Source organism: Rhodospirillales bacterium, assembly GCA_016710335.1.
Taxonomy (GTDB): Bacteria; Pseudomonadota; Alphaproteobacteria; order Rhodospirillales; family Defluviicoccaceae; genus JADJXQ01.
This window is the reverse complement of sequence record JADJXQ010000005.1, coordinates 251953-269471: the sequence shown is the minus strand read 5'-3', so window position 1 is coordinate 269471 and position 17519 is coordinate 251953. Positions and strand designations below refer to the sequence as shown.

Annotated in this window: 17 protein-coding genes; 12 read left to right on the top strand and 5 right to left on the bottom strand. The window is 67.5% G+C overall.

Annotation, left to right across the window (positions count from 1 at the left end; translation table 11 throughout):
* The first annotated feature begins 60 nt into the window (after window positions 1-60).
* The 6 genes from ispG (at window position 61) to IPM60_10965 (ending at window position 6824) form a co-directional block, all read left to right on the top strand.
* Entirely contained in the window at window positions 61-1365 is a 1305-nt protein-coding gene (gene ispG, locus IPM60_10990) for a flavodoxin-dependent (E)-4-hydroxy-3-methylbut-2-enyl-diphosphate synthase (GenBank protein MBK8908402.1), read from the top strand.
* 15 nt (window positions 1366-1380) lie between these two features.
* A complete protein-coding gene (locus IPM60_10985; protein ID MBK8908401.1) occupies window positions 1381-2625 on the top strand; it encodes a histidine--tRNA ligase in 1245 nt (414 codons plus the stop codon).
* A 112-nt stretch (window positions 2626-2737) separates the two neighbouring features.
* Window positions 2738-4027 (top strand): glutamyl-tRNA reductase, encoded by a 1290-nt coding sequence (locus tag IPM60_10980; protein ID MBK8908400.1) that lies wholly within the window; start codon window positions 2738-2740, stop codon window positions 4025-4027.
* A 180-nt stretch (window positions 4028-4207) separates the two neighbouring features.
* A complete protein-coding gene (gene prfA, locus IPM60_10975; GenBank protein ID MBK8908399.1) occupies window positions 4208-5281 on the top strand; it encodes a peptide chain release factor 1 in 1074 nt (357 codons plus the stop codon).
* Window positions 5278-6189 carry a peptide chain release factor N(5)-glutamine methyltransferase gene (prmC, locus tag IPM60_10970; GenBank protein MBK8908398.1) on the top strand — a complete coding sequence of 304 codons (912 nt, stop codon included), beginning with the start codon at window positions 5278-5280 and terminating at the stop codon, window positions 6187-6189. Before prfA ends, prmC begins: the two co-directional genes overlap by 4 nt.
* Window positions 6190-6452: 263 nt before the next feature.
* Window positions 6453-6824 (top strand): DUF4167 domain-containing protein, encoded by a 372-nt coding sequence (locus IPM60_10965; GenBank protein ID MBK8908397.1) that lies wholly within the window; start codon window positions 6453-6455, stop codon window positions 6822-6824.
* A gap of 105 nt (window positions 6825-6929) precedes the next feature.
* On the opposite strand, the gene IPM60_10960 is transcribed toward IPM60_10965, so the two are convergent.
* Window positions 6930-8015: a quinone-dependent dihydroorotate dehydrogenase gene (locus IPM60_10960; GenBank protein MBK8908396.1), complete on the bottom strand. Its 1086-nt coding sequence runs from the start codon at window positions 8013-8015 to the stop codon at window positions 6930-6932.
* 169 nt (window positions 8016-8184) lie between these two features.
* Between IPM60_10960 and IPM60_10955 the strand changes: the two genes are divergently transcribed.
* The 3 genes from IPM60_10955 to IPM60_10945 are packed head-to-tail and all read left to right on the top strand — an operon-like array spanning window position 8185 to window position 9633.
* Window positions 8185-8577 carry a DUF1232 domain-containing protein gene (locus tag IPM60_10955; protein MBK8908395.1) on the top strand — a complete coding sequence of 131 codons (393 nt, stop codon included), beginning with the start codon at window positions 8185-8187 and terminating at the stop codon, window positions 8575-8577.
* A 52-nt stretch (window positions 8578-8629) separates the two neighbouring features.
* Complete coding sequence (gene queF, locus IPM60_10950; protein ID MBK8908394.1) at window positions 8630-9082, top strand: NADPH-dependent 7-cyano-7-deazaguanine reductase QueF; 453 nt, start codon at window positions 8630-8632, stop codon at window positions 9080-9082.
* Complete coding sequence (locus IPM60_10945) at window positions 9082-9633, top strand: CHAP domain-containing protein (GenBank protein MBK8908393.1); 552 nt, start codon at window positions 9082-9084, stop codon at window positions 9631-9633. Before queF ends, IPM60_10945 begins: the two co-directional genes overlap by 1 nt.
* On the opposite strand, the gene IPM60_10940 is transcribed toward IPM60_10945, so the two are convergent.
* Window positions 9628-10266 (bottom strand): YqgE/AlgH family protein, encoded by a 639-nt coding sequence (locus IPM60_10940; GenBank protein MBK8908392.1) that lies wholly within the window; start codon window positions 10264-10266, stop codon window positions 9628-9630. The genes IPM60_10945 and IPM60_10940 overlap by 6 nt on opposite strands.
* Before the next feature lie 102 nt (window positions 10267-10368).
* Window positions 10369-11424: a DUF2125 domain-containing protein gene (locus tag IPM60_10935; GenBank protein ID MBK8908391.1), complete on the bottom strand. Its 1056-nt coding sequence runs from the start codon at window positions 11422-11424 to the stop codon at window positions 10369-10371.
* A gap of 103 nt (window positions 11425-11527) precedes the next feature.
* Between IPM60_10935 and IPM60_10930 the strand changes: the two genes are divergently transcribed.
* Window positions 11528-12421, top strand: a complete 894-nt coding sequence (locus IPM60_10930; protein MBK8908390.1) for an EamA family transporter — start codon at window positions 11528-11530, stop codon at window positions 12419-12421.
* Window positions 12422-12431: 10 nt separating this feature from the next.
* Here IPM60_10930 and IPM60_10925 read toward each other — a convergent pair whose 3' ends face one another.
* Window positions 12432-13439 (bottom strand): ABC transporter ATP-binding protein, encoded by a 1008-nt coding sequence (locus IPM60_10925; GenBank protein MBK8908389.1) that lies wholly within the window; start codon window positions 13437-13439, stop codon window positions 12432-12434.
* Window positions 13440-13642: 203 nt separating this feature from the next.
* On the opposite strand from IPM60_10925, the gene gatB reads away from it, so the two are divergent.
* Complete coding sequence (gene gatB, locus IPM60_10920; protein MBK8908388.1) at window positions 13643-15103, top strand: Asp-tRNA(Asn)/Glu-tRNA(Gln) amidotransferase subunit GatB; 1461 nt, start codon at window positions 13643-13645, stop codon at window positions 15101-15103.
* Between the two features lie 6 nt (window positions 15104-15109).
* Window positions 15110-16027: a PhzF family phenazine biosynthesis protein gene (locus IPM60_10915; protein MBK8908387.1), complete on the top strand. Its 918-nt coding sequence runs from the start codon at window positions 15110-15112 to the stop codon at window positions 16025-16027.
* 20 nt (window positions 16028-16047) lie between these two features.
* On the opposite strand, the gene IPM60_10910 is transcribed toward IPM60_10915, so the two are convergent.
* Window positions 16048-17400, bottom strand: coding sequence for an outer membrane protein transport protein (locus IPM60_10910; protein ID MBK8908386.1), 1353 nt, complete (start codon window positions 17398-17400; stop codon window positions 16048-16050).
* Window positions 17401-17519: the final 119 nt, after the last annotated feature.

Here is a 17519-nt window from a genome sequence, read left to right as displayed (position 1 = left end):
TTTATCAAGCCCGGAATTCCATCAAGGAAATCCCGTGGAACAAGCGAACGAGCTGAAATCATGAGCGCCGGGCTTGCTCCCGTTCGGCGATCGAGCGTTGCCGTTACGGTTGGCGGCGTTGTCATCGGCGGCGGCGCGCCCATCGTCGTGCAGTCGATGACCAACACCGATACCGCCGACGTGGCGGCGACGGTGGCACAGGTGGCGGCGCTTGCAGAAGCCGGTTCCGAGCTGGTGCGCATCACGGTCGATCGTGCCGAAGCGGCGGCGGCGGTGCCGCACATCCGCGACCGCCTCGACGCCGCCGGCGTCGCCGTGCCGCTGATCGGCGATTTCCACTATATCGGCCATCAACTGCTCCAGCAGCATCCGGCCTGCGCCGAGGCGCTCGCCAAATACCGCATCAACCCCGGCAACGTCGGGTTTCGCGCCAAGCGGGACCGGCAGTTCGCGGCGATGATCGAGTTCGCGATGCGCTACGACCGGCCGGTGCGCATCGGGGTCAACTGGGGAAGCCTTGACCAGGAGGTTCTGGCGCGCCTGATGGATGCCAACGCTTCGTCGCCGGAGCCGCGGCCCGCCGAAGAGGTGATGCGCCAAGCCATCGTGACCTCGGCGGTGGAGAGCGCCGCGCAAGCCGAGGCTCTTGGGCTCGGCCGCGACCGGATCATCCTCTCCTGCAAAGTGAGCGACGTTCAGAACCTCATCGCCGTCTACCGCGATCTGGCGTCCCGTTGCGACCATGCCCTGCACCTCGGCCTGACCGAGGCGGGCATGGGCTCCAAGGGCATCGTCGCGTCGTCGGCCGCACTCGCCGTGCTGCTGCAGGAGGGCATCGGGGACACCATACGGATCTCGCTGACGCCGCAACCGGGCGGCGATCGCACCGAGGAGGTGGTGGTCGCCCAGCAACTCCTGCAGACCATGGGCTTCCGCGCGTTCACGCCGCTGGTCGCCGCGTGCCCGGGGTGCGGGCGCACGACCAGCACCGTGTTCCAGGAACTGGCCGGCGACATCCAGACATACGTGCGCCACCGCATGCCCCAATGGCGCGAATGCTACATCGGCGTCGAGACCATGAGCGTCGCGGTGATGGGCTGCATCGTCAACGGTCCCGGCGAAAGCAAGCACGCCGACATAGGCATCAGCCTTCCCGGAACGGGGGAAGAGCCGGCGGCGCCGGTGTTCGTCGATGGCAAGAAGACCGTCACGTTGCGTGGCGCCGGCATTGCCGAGGCGTTCAAGCGGATCGTCGACCAGTACGTGCAGGACCGCTATCCACCGAAGTCGCCGCCGGCTGACAACGCGACGGCGGAAGCGCCGGCGGTTGAAGCGCCAACGTTCGACGCGCCCGGCGCTGCTTAACCGGATCGCCGACCCGTGGCATCCTTGCAGCCGGTCCGCGGCACCCGCGACATTATTGGCGACGAGTGCCGCCGCCATCGCCACATCGAGGGCACGGCGCATGATATCGCCCGGCGCTACGGCTATGACGAGATCTCGACCCCGGTGTTCGAGTTCTCGGAGGTGTTCCAGCGATCCTTGGGCGAGACCTCGGACATCGTCAGCAAGGAGATGTATTCCTTCGAGGACCGGGGCGGCGCCAGCATCACGCTCCGCCCCGAGAACACCGCCGGCGTGGTGCGCGCTGTCATCTCCAACGGCCTGACGCAGCAGACGCCGGTCAAGCTGTTCTACCGGGGGCCGATGTTCCGCTACGAGCGACCGCAGAAGGGGCGCCAGCGCCAGTTTCATCAGGTCGGCGTCGAACTCCTCGGGGTTGCGGAACCGCTCGCCGATGTGGAAGCGATCGCCCTCGGCGCCGACATCCTCGACGCCCTCGGCCTCAAGGATCACGTCGTACTCGAGCTGAACTCTCTCGGCGACACCGCAAGCCGACAAACCTACCGCCAAGTTCTGGTCGACTACCTGCAGGCGCGGCGGGAGCGGCTGTCGCCGGACAGCCAAGCGCGTCTCGAGCGCAACCCACTGAGAATTCTCGACTCCAAGGATGAAGGAGATCGTGCTCTGGTGGCCGACGCGCCGAACATCACCGACAGCCTCAACGACGCGTCCCGATGCTTCCTGGATACCGTCTGCGCCGGTCTCGACGCGCTCGCCATCCCCTACCGGCTTAATCCGCGCCTGGTCCGCGGCCTCGACTACTACTGCCACACCGCGTTCGAGTTCACCACCGACGCCCTTGGCGCCCAGAACGCAGTGCTGGCCGGCGGCCGCTACGACGGCCTCGCCGAGCACCTGGGCGGCCCTCCGACCCCCGGCATCGGCTGGGCCGCCGGCGTCGAGCGTCTCGCGATGCTGATCGCGGAGGCGCCACCGGCGCCGCGGCCGTTGGCGGTGGCGCCGGTCGCCGAGGGCCAGGCGCCGGCGGCGCTCGCCATCTGTCGGCAACTGCGCGGCGCCGGCTTCGTGGTCGACATGGCGTTCGGAGGCAAGTTCGCCAAGCGCCTCAAGCGCGCCAATAAGATCAGCGCGCGCGTCACAATCATCATCGGCGAGGACGAACTGGCGCGCGAGGCCGTCCTGCTGCGCGACATGGACACGGGTGCGCAGCATGAAGTGGCGCTGGCATCCCTCGTGGATGACGTCGCCCGCGTCTACTAGTGCACAGGACCCATTCGGATGATTCAGTCGGATGCGTCATAGCGTGCACGTGACTAAAGAGTTGCGTGCAGCAATCGTGCATTCTTTGAACGCACCGCTGCACTAGCGCGAGATGCACCCGGCCTCCAAGGCGGCGGCCTGTCTGGTCATGGTGGGCGCCAATCACCGCACCAGCGCGCTCGCAATGCGCGACCGCCTGTTCGTCGACGCCGAGGCGATGCCAACGGTGTTGGGCCGCCTGCGCGAGCGGGGGATCCCCCAGGCGATCGTCGTCTCGACGTGCGATCGGGTCGAGGTGTCGGCCATCCACGAGGATCCGGACCTCGCGGCGGAGCGCATCGCCGCCGTTCTCGCCGATCACGCCGGGCTGACGCCGTCGGACGTGGGCCCGCACCTGCGGACCCTGGTGGGCGAGGCGGCGTTGCGCCACCTGTTGCGGGTCGCCGCGTCGCTGGACAGCATGGTGGTCGGGGAACCGCACGTGCTCGGCGAGCTCAAGGCGTGCCACCGCGTCTCCCAGGCGCACGGCATGACCGGACCGGAGCTCGAAGCGGTGCTCCAGGTCGCCTACGCCGCCGCCAAGCGGGTGCGCAACGAAACCGGCATCGTCCGGCGCCCGGTGTCCATCGCCGCCGCTGCCGCGTCACTGGCAGAGGACGTGCACGGTGATCTCCGCGACCGTACGGCCCTGATGATCGGCACCGGCGACCTCGGGACGCTCATCGCGGAAACCATGGTCACAGCGGGTCTCCGGCATTTGTTCGTCACCCATCCGGTATCGACTCGGGCGGAAGCCGCGGCGGCGGCCTTCAACTGCCATGTCATCGCGTTTGCGGATCTGAGCCGGGAACTGGCCCGCGCCGACATCGTCATCGGGGCGCTCGGCACGCGCCGGTACGTCATCACCGAAACAATGATCAAGGCGTCCCTCAGCGCGCGTCGCCGTCGCCCGATGGTGCTGATCGACGCGGCGATTCCCGGCGACGCCGATCCCGGCATCGACCGCCTCGACGACGCCTTCCTGTTCGCGCTCGATGATCTGGAGCGCGTGGCCCTTCGCGGCCACTCGCACCGGCAGAGCGCGGCGCCGGCCGCGGAGGCCATTATCGACGCGGCGGTGACCGAGTATGCTAGAACACGCGCCGGGCGCCAAGCGGTGCCCGTCGTGCGGGCGCTCCACGAGCATTTCGAGGCGGTGCGCCGGCAGGCGGTGGCGGACGCCGCGGGCGATGCCGATAAGGCGACGCGTCTGTTGGTGGGCCGGCTGCTGCATGAACCGTCGGAACAACTGCGAGCCGTAGCGGCGGACTGCGGCGATGACACCGGCAGGTTCCGGGCATTGCAACAGGCGCTTGTCCGGTTGTTCGGGCTGCACGGCCGCAACGGGGAGAACAGAGAATGACATCAGCGAGCATTTTTGGCGGCCGTCAAGGCGGCCCCGGACGCCCCTCATCGTCCCGATTGCGCGGGCTTCTCGTCGATCCGCTTCGATGCTCGACCCCGTTAGCGAGAGCGGGTTTGGGCGAGAGCCGTCGCGGGTCGCGTCCCACGCGCCAAACCATCAGCCATGAGGCTCGTTGAGATGAGTCTGAGCGCCAGGCTTGACAAGGTCGCCGCCCGACACCGCGAACTGAGCGCGCTTATCGCCGACCCGGCCGCGCCCGCGTCCGAGGCGTACGCCGCGCTGACCAAGGAGTATGCGGATCTCACCCCGATCGCCCAGGCCATCGAGGATCTGCATCGTGCAGAGAGGGAGCGCGACGACTTGCGCACGCTCCTCGCCGACCCCGACACCGACGAAGACATGCGCGAACTGGCGGAGAGCGAATGCGCGGCGCTGGACGACGCCATCCGGGAGTTCGAGACCCGGCTCAGGCGCCTTCTCCTTCCCAAGGACAAGGCGGACGAGAAGAACGCCATCCTTGAGGTGCGGGCCGGGACCGGCGGCGAGGAAGCGGCGCTGTTCGCGGCCGACCTGTTCCGCATGTATCAGCGGTACGCCGAAAGCAGGGGCTGGCGGCTGGAGTTGATGTCTCTCAGTGAGACCGGCATCGGCGGCTTCAAGGAGGTCATCGGCTCGGTCATCGGCCGCGGCGTGTTCGCGCGCCTCAAGTACGAATCGGGCGTCCACCGCGTGCAGCGCGTTCCCGAAACCGAAGCCGGAGGGCGTATTCACACCTCGGCGGCGACGGTCGCGGTGCTTCCGGAAGCCGAGGATATCGACGTCCAGATCAACGAGGGCGATCTCCGGATCGACGTCTATCGCTCCAGCGGTCCCGGCGGGCAGTCGGTCAACACCACCGACAGCGCAGTCCGCATTACCCACCTGCCGACAGGCATCGTGGTGACGCAGCAGGACGAAAAATCCCAGCACAAGAACCGCGCCAAGGCGATGAAGATTCTGCGGGCCCGCATCTACGAAGCGGAGCGCGCCCAGGCGGCGTCGGAACGCGCCGCCACGCGCAAGAGCCAGGTGGGCTCCGGAGACCGCTCGGAGCGCATCCGCACCTACAACTTCCCGCAAGGCCGCGTCACCGACCACCGCATCAACCTCACGCTCTACAAGCTCGAACGAGTCATGGGCGGCGAGTTGGACGAACTCATCGACGCGCTCGACGAGGACGATCAGGCGGAGCGGTTGGCGGAGGTGGAATGAGTGAAACGGTCCCGGATACGGCGGGCGCTCTCCTTCTCGCCTCAGCCTGGCGCCTCCGCTCGGCGGACATCCCGAATCCCCGCTCCGAAGCCCGCCTGTTGCTCGGCCACGCCCTGGGTCTGGGCGTGGAAGCGCTGATCGCACGCCCCGACTTGCGGGTGCCGGCGGCGGCGCGTGAGGCGTTCGAGCGCGCGGTCCGGCGTCGCGCGGGGCGGGAGCCACTCGCCGTCATCGTGGGCCATCGCGAGTTCTGGAGCCTGTCTTTCCGCGTCACAGCCGACACCCTCGTCCCGCGGCCCGAATCCGAGACGCTGGTGGAGGCGGCGCTCGCTGCCGCGCGCGGTCGCGACAGGCCCATCACCGTGCTCGACCTCGGCGCCGGCAGCGGCTGTCTGGTGCTGGCGATCCTGCATGAAAGACCGGCGGCGTGGGGCGTTGGTGTCGATCGCTCTGATGCCGCGCTTTTCGTCGCGCGGAACAACGCGGACGCGCTCGGAATAGCTGATCGCGTCGCGTTCGTGCAGGGCGACTGGGGAACGGCGATCGGCGGCCGGTTCGATATCATCGTCGCCAATCCGCCCTACGTCGCGGACGCAGAGTTTGCGGTGTTGGCGCCCGAAGTGGCGAGGTTCGAGCCGCGGCTGGCGCTTTGCGGCGGCGCGGACGGGCTCGACGCCTACCGGGCATTGGCGCCTGATGTCGCCCGCCTTTTGGCGCCGGACGGGGTCGCGGTGCTGGAGGTGGGCGCCGGCCAGGCCGCGGCGGTTGCCGCCATCCTCGCCGATCACTATCTCCAAGTTACTGAAATCAAGAACGATTTGGCGGGTGTGCCGCGCTGCCTGCGCGCCGCTCCCGCCCCCGTCGGGATCTCGAAAAAAAAGCTTGGAAACCAAGAAGTTCCTGACTAGTGTCTATGCAGGTATTTGAGACAGGGTCGGATTGACGACGAGACGGTCGCCAACGACCTCGCCGCGGTGCGGCCATCAGCAGCCGAGATCCTCTACGAGAGTGACGAACCTGAACAAGGTTCATTCGGCTGGCATGAGCAAGGTTCATTGTTTTGGCGTGAACAGGGTTCATTGGGCTGAAGTATGTGGGCCAAGCTGAGCCCGATACTCAAGATTGCCCGATACTCAAGATTGACATTCACCGATCAGCGCTTAGGGGTGCCATGAAACCAGGCTCTAGTTCCAGACGGTTGCGTAGCCGCGGAAACGGTAAACGACAGCCGGGGGGAAGAGGAAACCAGACCTTCGAAAGCGCCGGACCCGAAGGAAAGATTCGCGGCACGGCGCAGCAGGTATTCGATCGATATCTGGTGCTGGGCCGCGACGCGGCGTTGTCTGGCGACCCGATTACTGCGGAGAGCTTTTTTCAGCACGCCGAGCATTACTACCGCGTGCTGAACGCGTTCGAGGACGGCGAGGGCCGGCGCAGCCCGGATTGGAACCGTCAACCCTCCGCGGAGATGCAGCCGGACACCGGCGCAGAAGGCGAAATGACGAACCGCGAGCCGGTCCCAGCATCGGCCTCGGACGGCTGACACCTGCACTAGTGCTTCGCGTAGGGGCGCCCCGTTTTACGAACGTGGTGCGCTTCTTCGATAGCGTCAGCGACCAGTGACTGCGGCCGGCGTACGCGCTGGCGGTCATTGCTCCGTCACTTCGACGCCGCTGCCGACGGCATCATGCAGATGATTCAGTCCGTCGGCACGGAGGTGTTCAACCAGTTTGCGCTGAATGCGGCTGACCAGCCCGGGGCCTCGATACACCAGCGCCGTGTAGAGCTGCACCAGCGAGGCCCCGGCGCGGATCTTGGCGTAGGCATCGGCGCCGCCGGTGATGCCGCCGACGCCGATGATCGGCATCCGGCCCCCGGTCAGCCTGTACATCTCCGCCAGCACCGCTGTCGAACCGGCCATCAGCGGCGGGCCGCTGAGGCCGCCGTGCTCGTGCGCATGCACCCCCCGCAGGCCCGCGGGCCTCGCCACGGTCGTGTTGGTGGCGATCAGGCCATCGATGTTCGCCGCCAGCGCCACCGCGGCGATGTCTTCCCGGTCTGCCGGCGTCAAGTCGGGGGCGATTTTCAACAGGAGCGGCGGCCGGACGCCTGCTGCGGTCCGCGCGTCGAGAACCGCGGCGAGCAGCGCCTGCAGCGGCGCCTTGTCCTGGAGCGCCCGCAATCCGGGCGTGTTGGGCGATGAGACGTTGACCACCAGATAGTCGGCGAGGCCGGCAAGGCGGCCAGCCGCACGGGCGCAGTCGGCGATGGGATCAACGCTGTCGCGATTGGGGCCGACGTTGGCGCCGACGATGCCGGACCGGCCGGCGCTCCGCCGTGCTTGCAGGCGCCGGGCGACGGCCTCCAAACCATCGTTGTTGAAGCCAAGACGGTTGATCATCGCGCATTCTTCCGGCAACCGGAAGATGCGCGGGCGGGGATTGCCGCGCTGCGGGCGCGGCGTCACGGTTCCCACCTCCGTAAAACCGAACCCGAGCCTCAGAACCGCTTCGGCCACCTCCGCGTTCTTATCGAATCCGGCCGCCAGCCCAATCGGGTTCGGGAACTCCAGCCCCCAGAGCCTCACCTGCAGCGCCGGGTGCTGGAACGGCGCCGGCCGCGGCACCACACCCGCTTTCAGCGCGGCGATGGTGATCCGATGCGCCGTCTCCGGCTCCAAACGCCGTAGCCCCGGACCGACGGCCCCATAAAGACGTGTGGCGAGATCAGCCATGATTGCACCATTGCTGCACGCAACTCTCGATTCTCGTGCACACTCTAAATCATTCGAATGGCTCTGTGACGTCGGCGTCGACTTCAACACCCGCCGAGCCGCCATTCGAACAACCAGTTGTGGCGCGTGAGACGCCGACTTGAATTTCGGCAGCGCGCGACCCAATGTTATGCCCATGAAACCCCTGGACGTTTCCAAGACGCTGGCGCCGCTCACCGGCCGCGAGGACATGGTCCGGCGACGGTTCTGGGCCAAGGTGCGACGCACCCTGGGTCGCGTGCCGTTCATGGACGAGGCGCTTGCTGCGTTTTACGCCGCTAACGATCCCGCGACGCCGACCCGCGTGAAGGCAATCCTGTTCGCCGCCTTGGCGTACTTCATCATGCCCGGAGACCTGATCCCGGACATCCTCGCGGGCGTCGGTTTCGCCGACGATCTGACGGTGCTTCTTACCGTGTTCCATTCGCTGCGGCCCTACATCAGCGACGCGCACATCGAGCGGGCGCGCGCCGAGCTGGCCGGAGGAGACGTGGCCGTAGACGCGCCGCCGCCGGCGGGTTGAACGCGGCGGACGCTCCCGATACAATACCGACGCCGGGGAGGAAGCGCAGGTCATGGCGGACCAACCGACGCAACTGGGACGCCCGGCCGCTATTGCATCGTCGCCGGACGCCGCGACACTGGAGACGGTCGCCAATCCGCATCCGGGAGAACGGATGTTGGTGCGCTTCACCTGTCCCGAGTTCACCTCGATGTGCCCGGTGACCGGGCAACCGGATTTTGCACATCTGGTGCTGGACTATGTGCCGTCCGCACGCCTGGTCGAGAGCAAATCCCTGAAGCTCTATCTGGCGTCGTTCCGCAACCACGGCGCCTTTCACGAAGACTGCGCCGTTGCCGTCGCCAAAAAAGTGCAAGCGGCAGCGCAACCCCAATGGCTTCGCATCGCCGGATACTGGTTCCCGCGGGGCGGCATTCCCATTGACGTGTTCTACCAGACGGGAGAGCCGCCTCTCGGCGTGTGGGTGCCCGACCCTGGGGTGCCCGCCTACCGCGGCCGCGGCTGATGGGTCGGAACCGGCGGTCCGTGGCTCTGCATTGCTGGTGCCGCGCCGCGCTGTTTGCGGCACTGGCCGGTGGTGTTGCCGCATGCGCATCGGCCGCCTCACGTCAGGCGGATGCCCCCCGAAGCGTCCAGCTTGTGGACGCCCGCGCGGCGCGCGAGTGCGTGCCGTTCGCGCGAGCGGTTTCTGGTGTGCAACTGCGGGGCAATGCGGCGGACTGGTGGGACAAGTCCGAGGGCCGCTACGCCCGCGCGGATCGGCCTGCGGTCGGCAGTGTCCTGGTGATGCGGCGCTCGTCGCGGCTTCGTCATGGGCATGTGGCGGTCGTTTCGAAGGTCGTCTCCAGCCGCCGCATTCTGGTGACCCACGCCAACTGGGTGCGCCATCGAGTGTCTGCCGACACACCGGTCATCGACGTCTCCGAGAACAACGACTGGTCGCTGGTGCGGGTGTGGTGGCCGCCAACGAAAACCATGGGACTGACCGAGTATCCAGTGCACGGGTTCATCCTGCCCGCCGGCCAACCAGCAACAACCCGCAGCGCCTCGCTATAGGGACAACCCCGCATGGTCCATGGCGTTCCGCCAGACGCTGTCGAGATCATCCGAGAAAATCAGCGACTCCTCGCTGCGCGCCGTTAGCCAGTCGTCACGAGAGAGTTCGTCCTCAAGCTGACCTGGACCCCAGCCGGCGTAGCCGAGGAGAATGGCGCTGCGTTGCGGCCCGACGCCCGCGGCGATCGCCTCGAGCACGTCCTTGCCGAACGATACGGCGACACGATCCGCGACGATTCGGGTGGACGCGCCGCTGTAGTCCGCGCTGTGCAGGACGATGCCGCGCCCGGGCTCGACCGGGCCGCCATACTGAAGACGCACCCTGCCCGACGCGCCTTCGCTCTCCACGCCGACTGCCTCCAACAGAGCGTCGAGCGGCCCCTCGCCATAGGCGCGGTTGACCACCAGCCCCATCGCTCCATCCGCGTCGTGACTGATCATGTAGATGACGGTCTCCGCGAAGCGCGGATCGCCGATCGACGACGACGCTACGAGAAGCTGGCCAACGAGGGGCGTCGCCGACGCGGCCTTTGCCGCGCCCGTTTCCGGTTCGTCGGCACGCGCGGCGACCGTGATCGCGGCACACACCATCAACGCCACTGCGAGACGCCACGCTACCGCACCCCACCTCATTGCCGGAACTCCCACCCTGCCTTCGTCTCCTGTCTTACCCTCCAGACACTTCTGCTCTACAGACACATGAGCCTGCCGCCCGGGACGTGCCACCCGGCGTTTTCACCGCCACTCGATCTCCGGCAAGCGCAACAGGCGTAGCGGCCCCACGGCGAGGAAACGGTCCTGCACAGTCATCGGTACGGTGATGACCGGCGCACCGCCGCCCTGTGGCGGACGCGCCAGCGCGCTCCACAGGAATTTGACGCCGAGCGCCTCTTGCGGGCCGATCAGCCCGTGCGCCTGAAAGGCGTCGACGGCGTCGAGCAGCCCCTGCACTTTGAGTGTAAGGGCGCCCTCCGGCTGTCCCGCGGTGTCGAGCGCGACGGTGCCGTCACCGGTCAACGACACGGGGCCGTAGACGGCCGCGAGCCTCTCGATCTCCCAGACGCCGCCCGCGTCCCGCCACCGCAACAGGCCGGCCGGCCAGCGGCGAAAATCGAACGGTCCGATCACCGTCGAGTCGAAGGATACGGATTGGATCTCCCTTCCGAGCGGGCTGTTGGCGTGCGCCGGCAGCAGGACGCGCGCTGCCGCTGCGTCGAGCGCGTAGGCGGGGCCGGTCGCCGCTCCCTGTTCGCCGGCGACGACACGTCCGCTAGCGTCGAGACGTTCTATGGTGACCTGTTCGCCGCCCTCCTCCCGCAGCGTCCAATTGCGAACGGTCAACACCCCGTCGGGAACCGCCCCGCCCAAGTCCGCATCAATGGTGAAGACCTCGGCGCGGCCATGCAGGACATCCTGCCGCGGCGGCTCGCCGAGCGTGACGATGTGGTCACCGAAAACCTCGTACGTCTGCCGTGTCCAGTCGAAGGGGTTGATCGCGGCGTCGAAGCGGGCAGCGGCCCAACTTCCCGCTCCCTCGCGGGGGGGAACCGTCACGTGCGGTCGCTCGAAGGAGAGCCGCACGGCGCCCGGATAGCCGCCCACATCGACATCGTCATAGGCAACGGCGTAGCCTTCGTTGCGCCGAGACTCGATCCACGTCTCGGCACCGGCGCGGACGTACACGGCGAGCAGCAGCCAGTAGGCGGTGTAGAGGACTGCAAGAGCGAGCATCGCGACGGTCGCAATGACGATGATGCGCCGACCGCTGCCTCGCGAGGCCGTTGACGTCATCGCTCGCCTCCGTCTCCGTCACATTTCCCGGTCCTGTTATAGATCGTTGCTCCCCGCCGAGCGAGGGACTAGCCTCCGCGCGGTCGATCAACGGTGGAAGCCCATGAACCACGTCACGGAGCCCGATCGCGTGCGCCCGCCGCTTTGGATCCTGGCGGCTCCGGCGGTGTTCGTGGTGCTGTGGAGCACCGGCTTCATCGGCGCCAAGCTGGGCCTGCCGTATGCGCCGCCATTCACGTTTCTGGTGCTGCGGTTCGCCATCGCAGCCGTTCTGCTGGCGGCGGTGGCGGCGGTGGCCGGCGCGCCGTGGCCGCGGACGTGGGCCGACGTGGGCAACGCGGCGCTGGTCGGCGTCCTGATCCACGCCGTTTATATCGGCGGCGTCTTTTCAGCCATCCATCGTGGCATGCCGGCCGGTGTCGCGTCCCTGATCGTCGGCCTGCAACCGGTGCTGACGGCGGTGCTCGCCCGCCCCTACCTGGGCGAACGGGTGACGGCGAAACAATGGGCGGGGCTCGTCATCGGGCTCGCCGGCGTGATCCTGGTCGTCGCCAACAAGCTGCAGTTCGAGCAGGGCCACATTGTCGGCGTGTTGTTCACGCTCGGCTCACTCCTGGGAATCACCATCGCCACCCTCCATCAGAAGCGACACGGCGCCGGCATGGATCTCCGCAGCGGCGCGGCGATCCAGTTCGCCGCCGCGACCATCGCGATGGCCATTCCGGCGCTGCTGTTCGAGACCATGACGGTGCAATGGACCGGGGAGTTCATTTTCGCGCTGGGCTGGCTGGTGCTCGTGCTGTCGCTCGGCGCCGTCACGCTGCTCTACGGCATCATTCGCCGCGGCGCGGCGGCCAAGGTGGCGAGCCTGTTCTACCTCGTCCCACCCGTCACCGCGCTGATCGCATACTTCCTGTTCGGCGAAACCCTGGGGCCGATGGCCATCGCCGGCATGGCGATGGCGGTCGCCGGTGTGGCCCTGGTGACGCGAAGTTAGTGCTGCGCCGTCAGATCTCGCCGGCGTAGTGGCAGGCGACGCGGCGGCCTTCGACCGGGCGGTGGGCCGGGCGTTCCGTAACGCAACGGTCGGTAGCGTGCGGGCAGCGGCGGTGAAAGGCACAGCCGGAGGGCGGATCCAGCGGCGACGGCAACTCGCCCTTGAGGACGATGCGCTGCAACCGATGCTCGGGGTTGACCTGCGGCGTCGACGACAGCAGCGCCCGCGTGTAGGGGTGGAGCGGGCGGCCGAAGATTTCGGCGTTCGGGCCCTGCTCCGCCGGCCGCCCGAGATACATCACCAGAACCTCGTCGGCGATGTGACGCACCACCGAGAGATCGTGGGAGATGAACACGTAGGCGAGGTCGAACTCTTCCTGCAGGTCCATCATGAGATTGAGCACCTGCGCCTGCACCGAAATATCGAGCGCCGACACCGGCTCGTCGGCGACCACGACCTTGGGGTTCAACATCAGGGCGCGGGCGATGGCGATGCGCTGGCGCTGGCCGCCCGAGAACATGTGCGGATAGCGCCCATAGTGCTCCGGCCGGAGGCCCACCCGCGCCATCATGTTGCGCGCTGTCTCGGCTCGCTCGCGCGCGGACTTGCCGGTGTTGATCACCATTGGCTCTTCGAGGATGGCGCCCACCGTCTTGCGGGGGTTGAGGGACCCGTAGGGGTCCTGGAACACCATCTGCACGCTCTGCCGGAGCCGAAGCCGATCGGCACGGTTCTTTGCGGGAACGGGCGTCCCATCAAGAACCATCGATCCGGAGGTCGGCGGCTCGATCAGGGTGATCAGCCGCGCCAGCGTCGATTTGCCGCACCCGGACTCGCCCACCACGGCGAGCGACCTGCCGGGCGCCACCGCGAAGCTGACGCCGTCGAGCGCCTTCAGCGTCGCGTCTTTCCTGAACACGCCGCGGCCGACCGCGTAATAGCGGGCGAGAGCGTCGGCCTGCAGAACCGGCGCTTCTGCCGCGGCTTCGTTGTCCAGTAGAGACGCTGTTTCAGGCACGCGATGCTCCCCGAGTGTCGACGCCCGCCGCCGATCATGACAGCAAACCCGGCGGTACGCATCCGAAACCCGTGAATCTCCCCCTTGGCTGACCCTTCGACAGGCTCAGGGCGAGATGCTATTTACGATGCGGAAAGCACCTCATGCCGAGCCTCGTCGACGCATGAGCTCCAGGCTGTGATAGCGATGAAAGGCTCACCCCATTGAATTACGTGATTCACGGCGAGACGGGCGATTGGGAGGTGGTGGTCGGGCTCGAGATCCACGCCCAGGTCGTTTCCGAGGCGAAGCTATTCTCGGGAGCCGCGACGGCGTTCGGCGCTCCGCCCAACAGCCAGGTGTCGCTGATCGACGCGGCGATGCCGGGCATGCTGCCGGTGGTCAACGGGCACTGCGTCGAGCAGGCGGTGCGCACCGGCCTCGGCCTCAATGCCCGCATCAACCTGACCTCGGTGTTCGAGCGCAAGAACTATTTCTACCCCGACCTGCCGGCCGGCTATCAGATCTCCCAATACCAGCACCCAATTGTCGGCGAAGGGGTCGTGGTGCTCGACATGGCCGACGGCTCGACGCGCGAAGTCGGCATTGAGCGCCTGCACATGGAGCAGGACGCCGGCAAGTCGCTGCATGATCAGGACGCCCGCCGCACCCTGGTGGACCTCAACCGGGCCGGCGTCACTCTGATGGAAATCGTCTCGAGGCCCGACATCCGCAGCCCGGAAGAGGCGGGAGCGTACGTCCGCAAGCTTCGCTCGATCATGCGCACCCTCGGCACCTGCGACGGCAACATGGAACAGGGCTCGCTCCGCTGCGACATCAACGTCAGCGTGCGGCCGGTCGGCGACAACGCGCTCCGCACCCGCGCCGAGATCAAGAACGTCAATTCCGTCCGCTTCATCATGCAGGCGATCGAACACGAGGCCGAGCGCCAGGTCGCCGCCTACGAGTCGGGCGGGACGGTCATCCAGGAAACGCGGCTCTACGATCCGAACAAGGGCGAGACTCGTCCGATGCGCGCCAAGGAGTTCGCCCACGACTACCGCTACTTCCCGGATCCCGACCTGCTGCCGCTTCAGCTGACGGAGGAGCAGGTGGAGCGCCTCCGCGCGACGCTGCCGGAACTCCCCGACGCCAAGAAGGCTCGGTTCATCCGCGAGCACGGCCTGTCGGCGGCGGATGCGGCGGTGCTGGTCGCCGATCGCGAGACGGCGGCCTATTTCGAAGCGGTCGCACAGGGGCGCGACCCCAAGACCGCCGCCAACTGGGTGGTCGGCGCCCTGTTCGCGCTCTTGAACCGAGAAGGGCTCGGCATCAATGACTCCCCGGTATCGGCCGAGGCGCTCGGCAGGCTGATCGACCTGATCGACGACGGCACCATTTCCGGACGGATCGCCAAGGACGTGTTCGAGATCATGGCCACGGACGGCGGCGACCCGGCGATGATCGTGGAGCAGCGGAACCTCCGCCAGATCAGCGACAGCGGCGAGATCGAAGCGGCCATCGCCGCTCTCGTCGCCGACAATCCCGGGCAGGTGGCGCAATACCGGGCCGGCAACGCCAAGGTCATCGGCTGGTTCGTCGGCCGCGTCATGAAGGCGACCGGCGGCAAGGCAAACCCGCAGCTCGTCAATGACGTGCTGCGCCGATACCTCTCCCAGGACTGAACGCCGATGCCCACCTTTCCCTTCGTCACTGCCGACGTGTTCACGGATCGCCCTTTCGGAGGCAACCCCGTGGCCGTGTTTCCGAACGGGCGCGGATTGACGGAACGGCAGATGCAGCTCGTCGCCCGCGAGTTCAACCTGTCCGAGACGGTGTTCGTCCTGCCGCCGGATCGCCCCGAGCACACCCGGCAACTCCGCATCTTCACGCCGGCAGCGGAGTTGCCGTTCGCCGGGCATCCGACCCTCGGCGCGGCCTATGTGCTGGCGGCCATCGGCGAGGTCGCGCTCCAGGGAAACCAGACCGACATCGTATTCGAAGAAGGCGTCGGTCCGGTGCCGGTGCGCATCGTGGCCGTCGATGACCGGCCGGTGTTCGCGCAGCTTTCGGTGGCGCGACTGCCGGATCGCGGCCCGCAGCCGCCGGCCGCGTCCGAGTTGGCCGCGATGCTGTCGCTGGAGCCGTCCGATTTCGCCGCGGAGCCGCCGGAAGTGTGGTCGTGCGGCGTGCCGTTCACCTTCGTGGCGCTTGCAGGTCTTGACCCGCTCCGCCGGGCGCGGCTGAGGCGCGACGTCTGGGAGTCGGTGCTGGCGGCGTCCGCGGCGCCGGCGGCATTCATGTTCTGTCGGGAGACGGAGCGGGAGGCATCGGACATCCACGCCCGCATGTTCGCGCCTGATATGGGTATCGCCGAAGATCCGGCGACCGGCGCGGCGGCGGCGGCACTCGCCGGCTACTTGGGCAGCCGCGCCGACCGCAGCGATCGCACGCTGCGCTGGATCGTCGAGCAGGGGTTCGAGATGGGCCGGCCGAGCATTCTGGAGGTGGAAGCGGACGTTCGAAACGGCGACACCGTCGCCGTCCGGGTTGGGGGCGCTTCCGTCCTGATCAGCCGCGGCGAGATGGAGATCCCGACGGACGTTTGAGCACCCCTTAAGCGCTTCGGTCAGAACCGGTAGCGGAGATTGACGCCGACGATGTGGGAACGGGAGTCGCCGGCGCCCGTGACGTTGACGGCGCCGGCGACCCCCGGCGCGAAAGCGAACTGACGGTTGACGTCGATGTCGATATCGTCCCACCAGGCGTAGTAGTACGCGAGGTCCACGACCACTTGATCCCACGGGGCATAGGACGCGCCGACGGCGACGGCGTAGCTGTCGGCGTCCGGCACGCTGGTCTGGCGGAAGGCATCGACGGTGGGCGTCTGGTCATAGCGGAACCCGCCGCGCAGCGACAGATCGTCGTCAAGCGCATAGTCGAAGCCGACGGAAACGGCGATGCTGTCGTCGTAGTTCTGGGGGATCACCTGGTCCGGGGAGCCGTCGTCGAACTTCACGCGAATTTCCTCGAAACGGCTCCAGTTGAACCACTGCGCCTCCGCCAGCAAGGTCAGCCCGGGATGCACCTTGTGGGCGACGGCGAGAGAGACGATGTCCGGCAGATCGAGATCGGTTTCGCCGATGCGCCGACCATTGGCTGCAGCCAGCGGGCCGCCGAGGCCGGAGATGGTGCTGGTGCCGTCAAGCCGGTGACTGATGCCGGATCGAAAATGCGCGCCGATGCGAGTCGACGGCAGCGGCTTGATCAGCACGCCGGCGTTGAAGCCGGCGCTCCAGTCGCTGCCGTCCAGTTCGCTGTAGCCGTCGGAGCCGGCGCTCGGCCCGCCGACCCGCAACACGTCCGGAACGGCGTTGCTGAGCACGGCGTGCGCGTACTGGATATCGATGCCGGCGCCGACGGAGACCAGGTCGTCGAGGGCGTAGGCGACGCTCGGGCCGATGTTCACCACCGTGAGCTTGGACTTGACCGAGTCGTAGCGGCCGAACCAGTCCCGGTCGTACTTTAGCGCGAGGCCATACGGCGCGGTGATCCCGAGCCCGAGCCACAGCCTGCGGTCCATCAGCGGATGGGCGAGATAGATGTTTGGGACCACCTGCGGAGCGAACGGATTTCCGCCGTCCCCGCCGCCATAGGCCACCGGCGCGCCGCCGGTGCCGACCGTTGCAGCGGTCGAGCCGGCGTTGCTGAAGCTGAGGCGGGAATTGAACAGGCTGGCGCCGGTGGTTGCCTCCGCCCGCGTCAGTTCGGTCATGCCTGCCGGGTTGGAGAATGCCGTGCTGGCGTCTGTCGCCGCCGCCGCGCCGCCGGCGAAGGCGCGGCCGAGACCGCTGATGCTCTGCTGCGGTATGAAGAACGCCCCCGCCAAGGCGGCGCCGCTGGCAACGGACACCGCCAATCCCAGTGCGCCGGCGAGAACCACGCACGTCCGGTATGATGCGAAACGTCGATCGTGGATCACTGCTCGTCTCCCACCATACCCAATGTTGAACGATCGGCATCGCGAGCGATTTCGGAGGACATGCTTGAACTCCCGAAACCGGTGCATTTTTTTGCTTGGTCGCCTCCCCCTCGCAGTGA

Coding starts and splice junctions, on each gene's coding strand:
- ispG (MBK8908402.1), top strand. CDS start 61: ATGAGCGCCGGGCTTGCTCCCGTTCGGCGATCGAGCGTTGCCGTTACG.
- IPM60_10980 (MBK8908400.1), top strand. CDS start 2,738: ATGCACCCGGCCTCCAAGGCGGCGGCCTGTCTGGTCATGGTGGGCGCC.
- prfA (MBK8908399.1), top strand. CDS start 4,208: ATGAGTCTGAGCGCCAGGCTTGACAAGGTCGCCGCCCGACACCGCGAA.
- prmC (MBK8908398.1), top strand. CDS start 5,278: ATGAGTGAAACGGTCCCGGATACGGCGGGCGCTCTCCTTCTCGCCTCA.
- IPM60_10965 (MBK8908397.1), top strand. CDS start 6,453: ATGAAACCAGGCTCTAGTTCCAGACGGTTGCGTAGCCGCGGAAACGGT.
- IPM60_10960 (MBK8908396.1), bottom strand. CDS start 8,015: ATGGCTGATCTCGCCACACGTCTTTATGGGGCCGTCGGTCCGGGGCTA.
- IPM60_10955 (MBK8908395.1), top strand. CDS start 8,185: ATGCCCATGAAACCCCTGGACGTTTCCAAGACGCTGGCGCCGCTCACC.
- queF (MBK8908394.1), top strand. CDS start 8,630: ATGGCGGACCAACCGACGCAACTGGGACGCCCGGCCGCTATTGCATCG.
- IPM60_10945 (MBK8908393.1), top strand. CDS start 9,082: ATGGGTCGGAACCGGCGGTCCGTGGCTCTGCATTGCTGGTGCCGCGCC.
- IPM60_10940 (MBK8908392.1), bottom strand. CDS start 10,266: ATGAGGTGGGGTGCGGTAGCGTGGCGTCTCGCAGTGGCGTTGATGGTG.
- IPM60_10935 (MBK8908391.1), bottom strand. CDS start 11,424: ATGACGTCAACGGCCTCGCGAGGCAGCGGTCGGCGCATCATCGTCATT.
- IPM60_10930 (MBK8908390.1), top strand. CDS start 11,528: ATGAACCACGTCACGGAGCCCGATCGCGTGCGCCCGCCGCTTTGGATC.
- IPM60_10915 (MBK8908387.1), top strand. CDS start 15,110: ATGCCCACCTTTCCCTTCGTCACTGCCGACGTGTTCACGGATCGCCCT.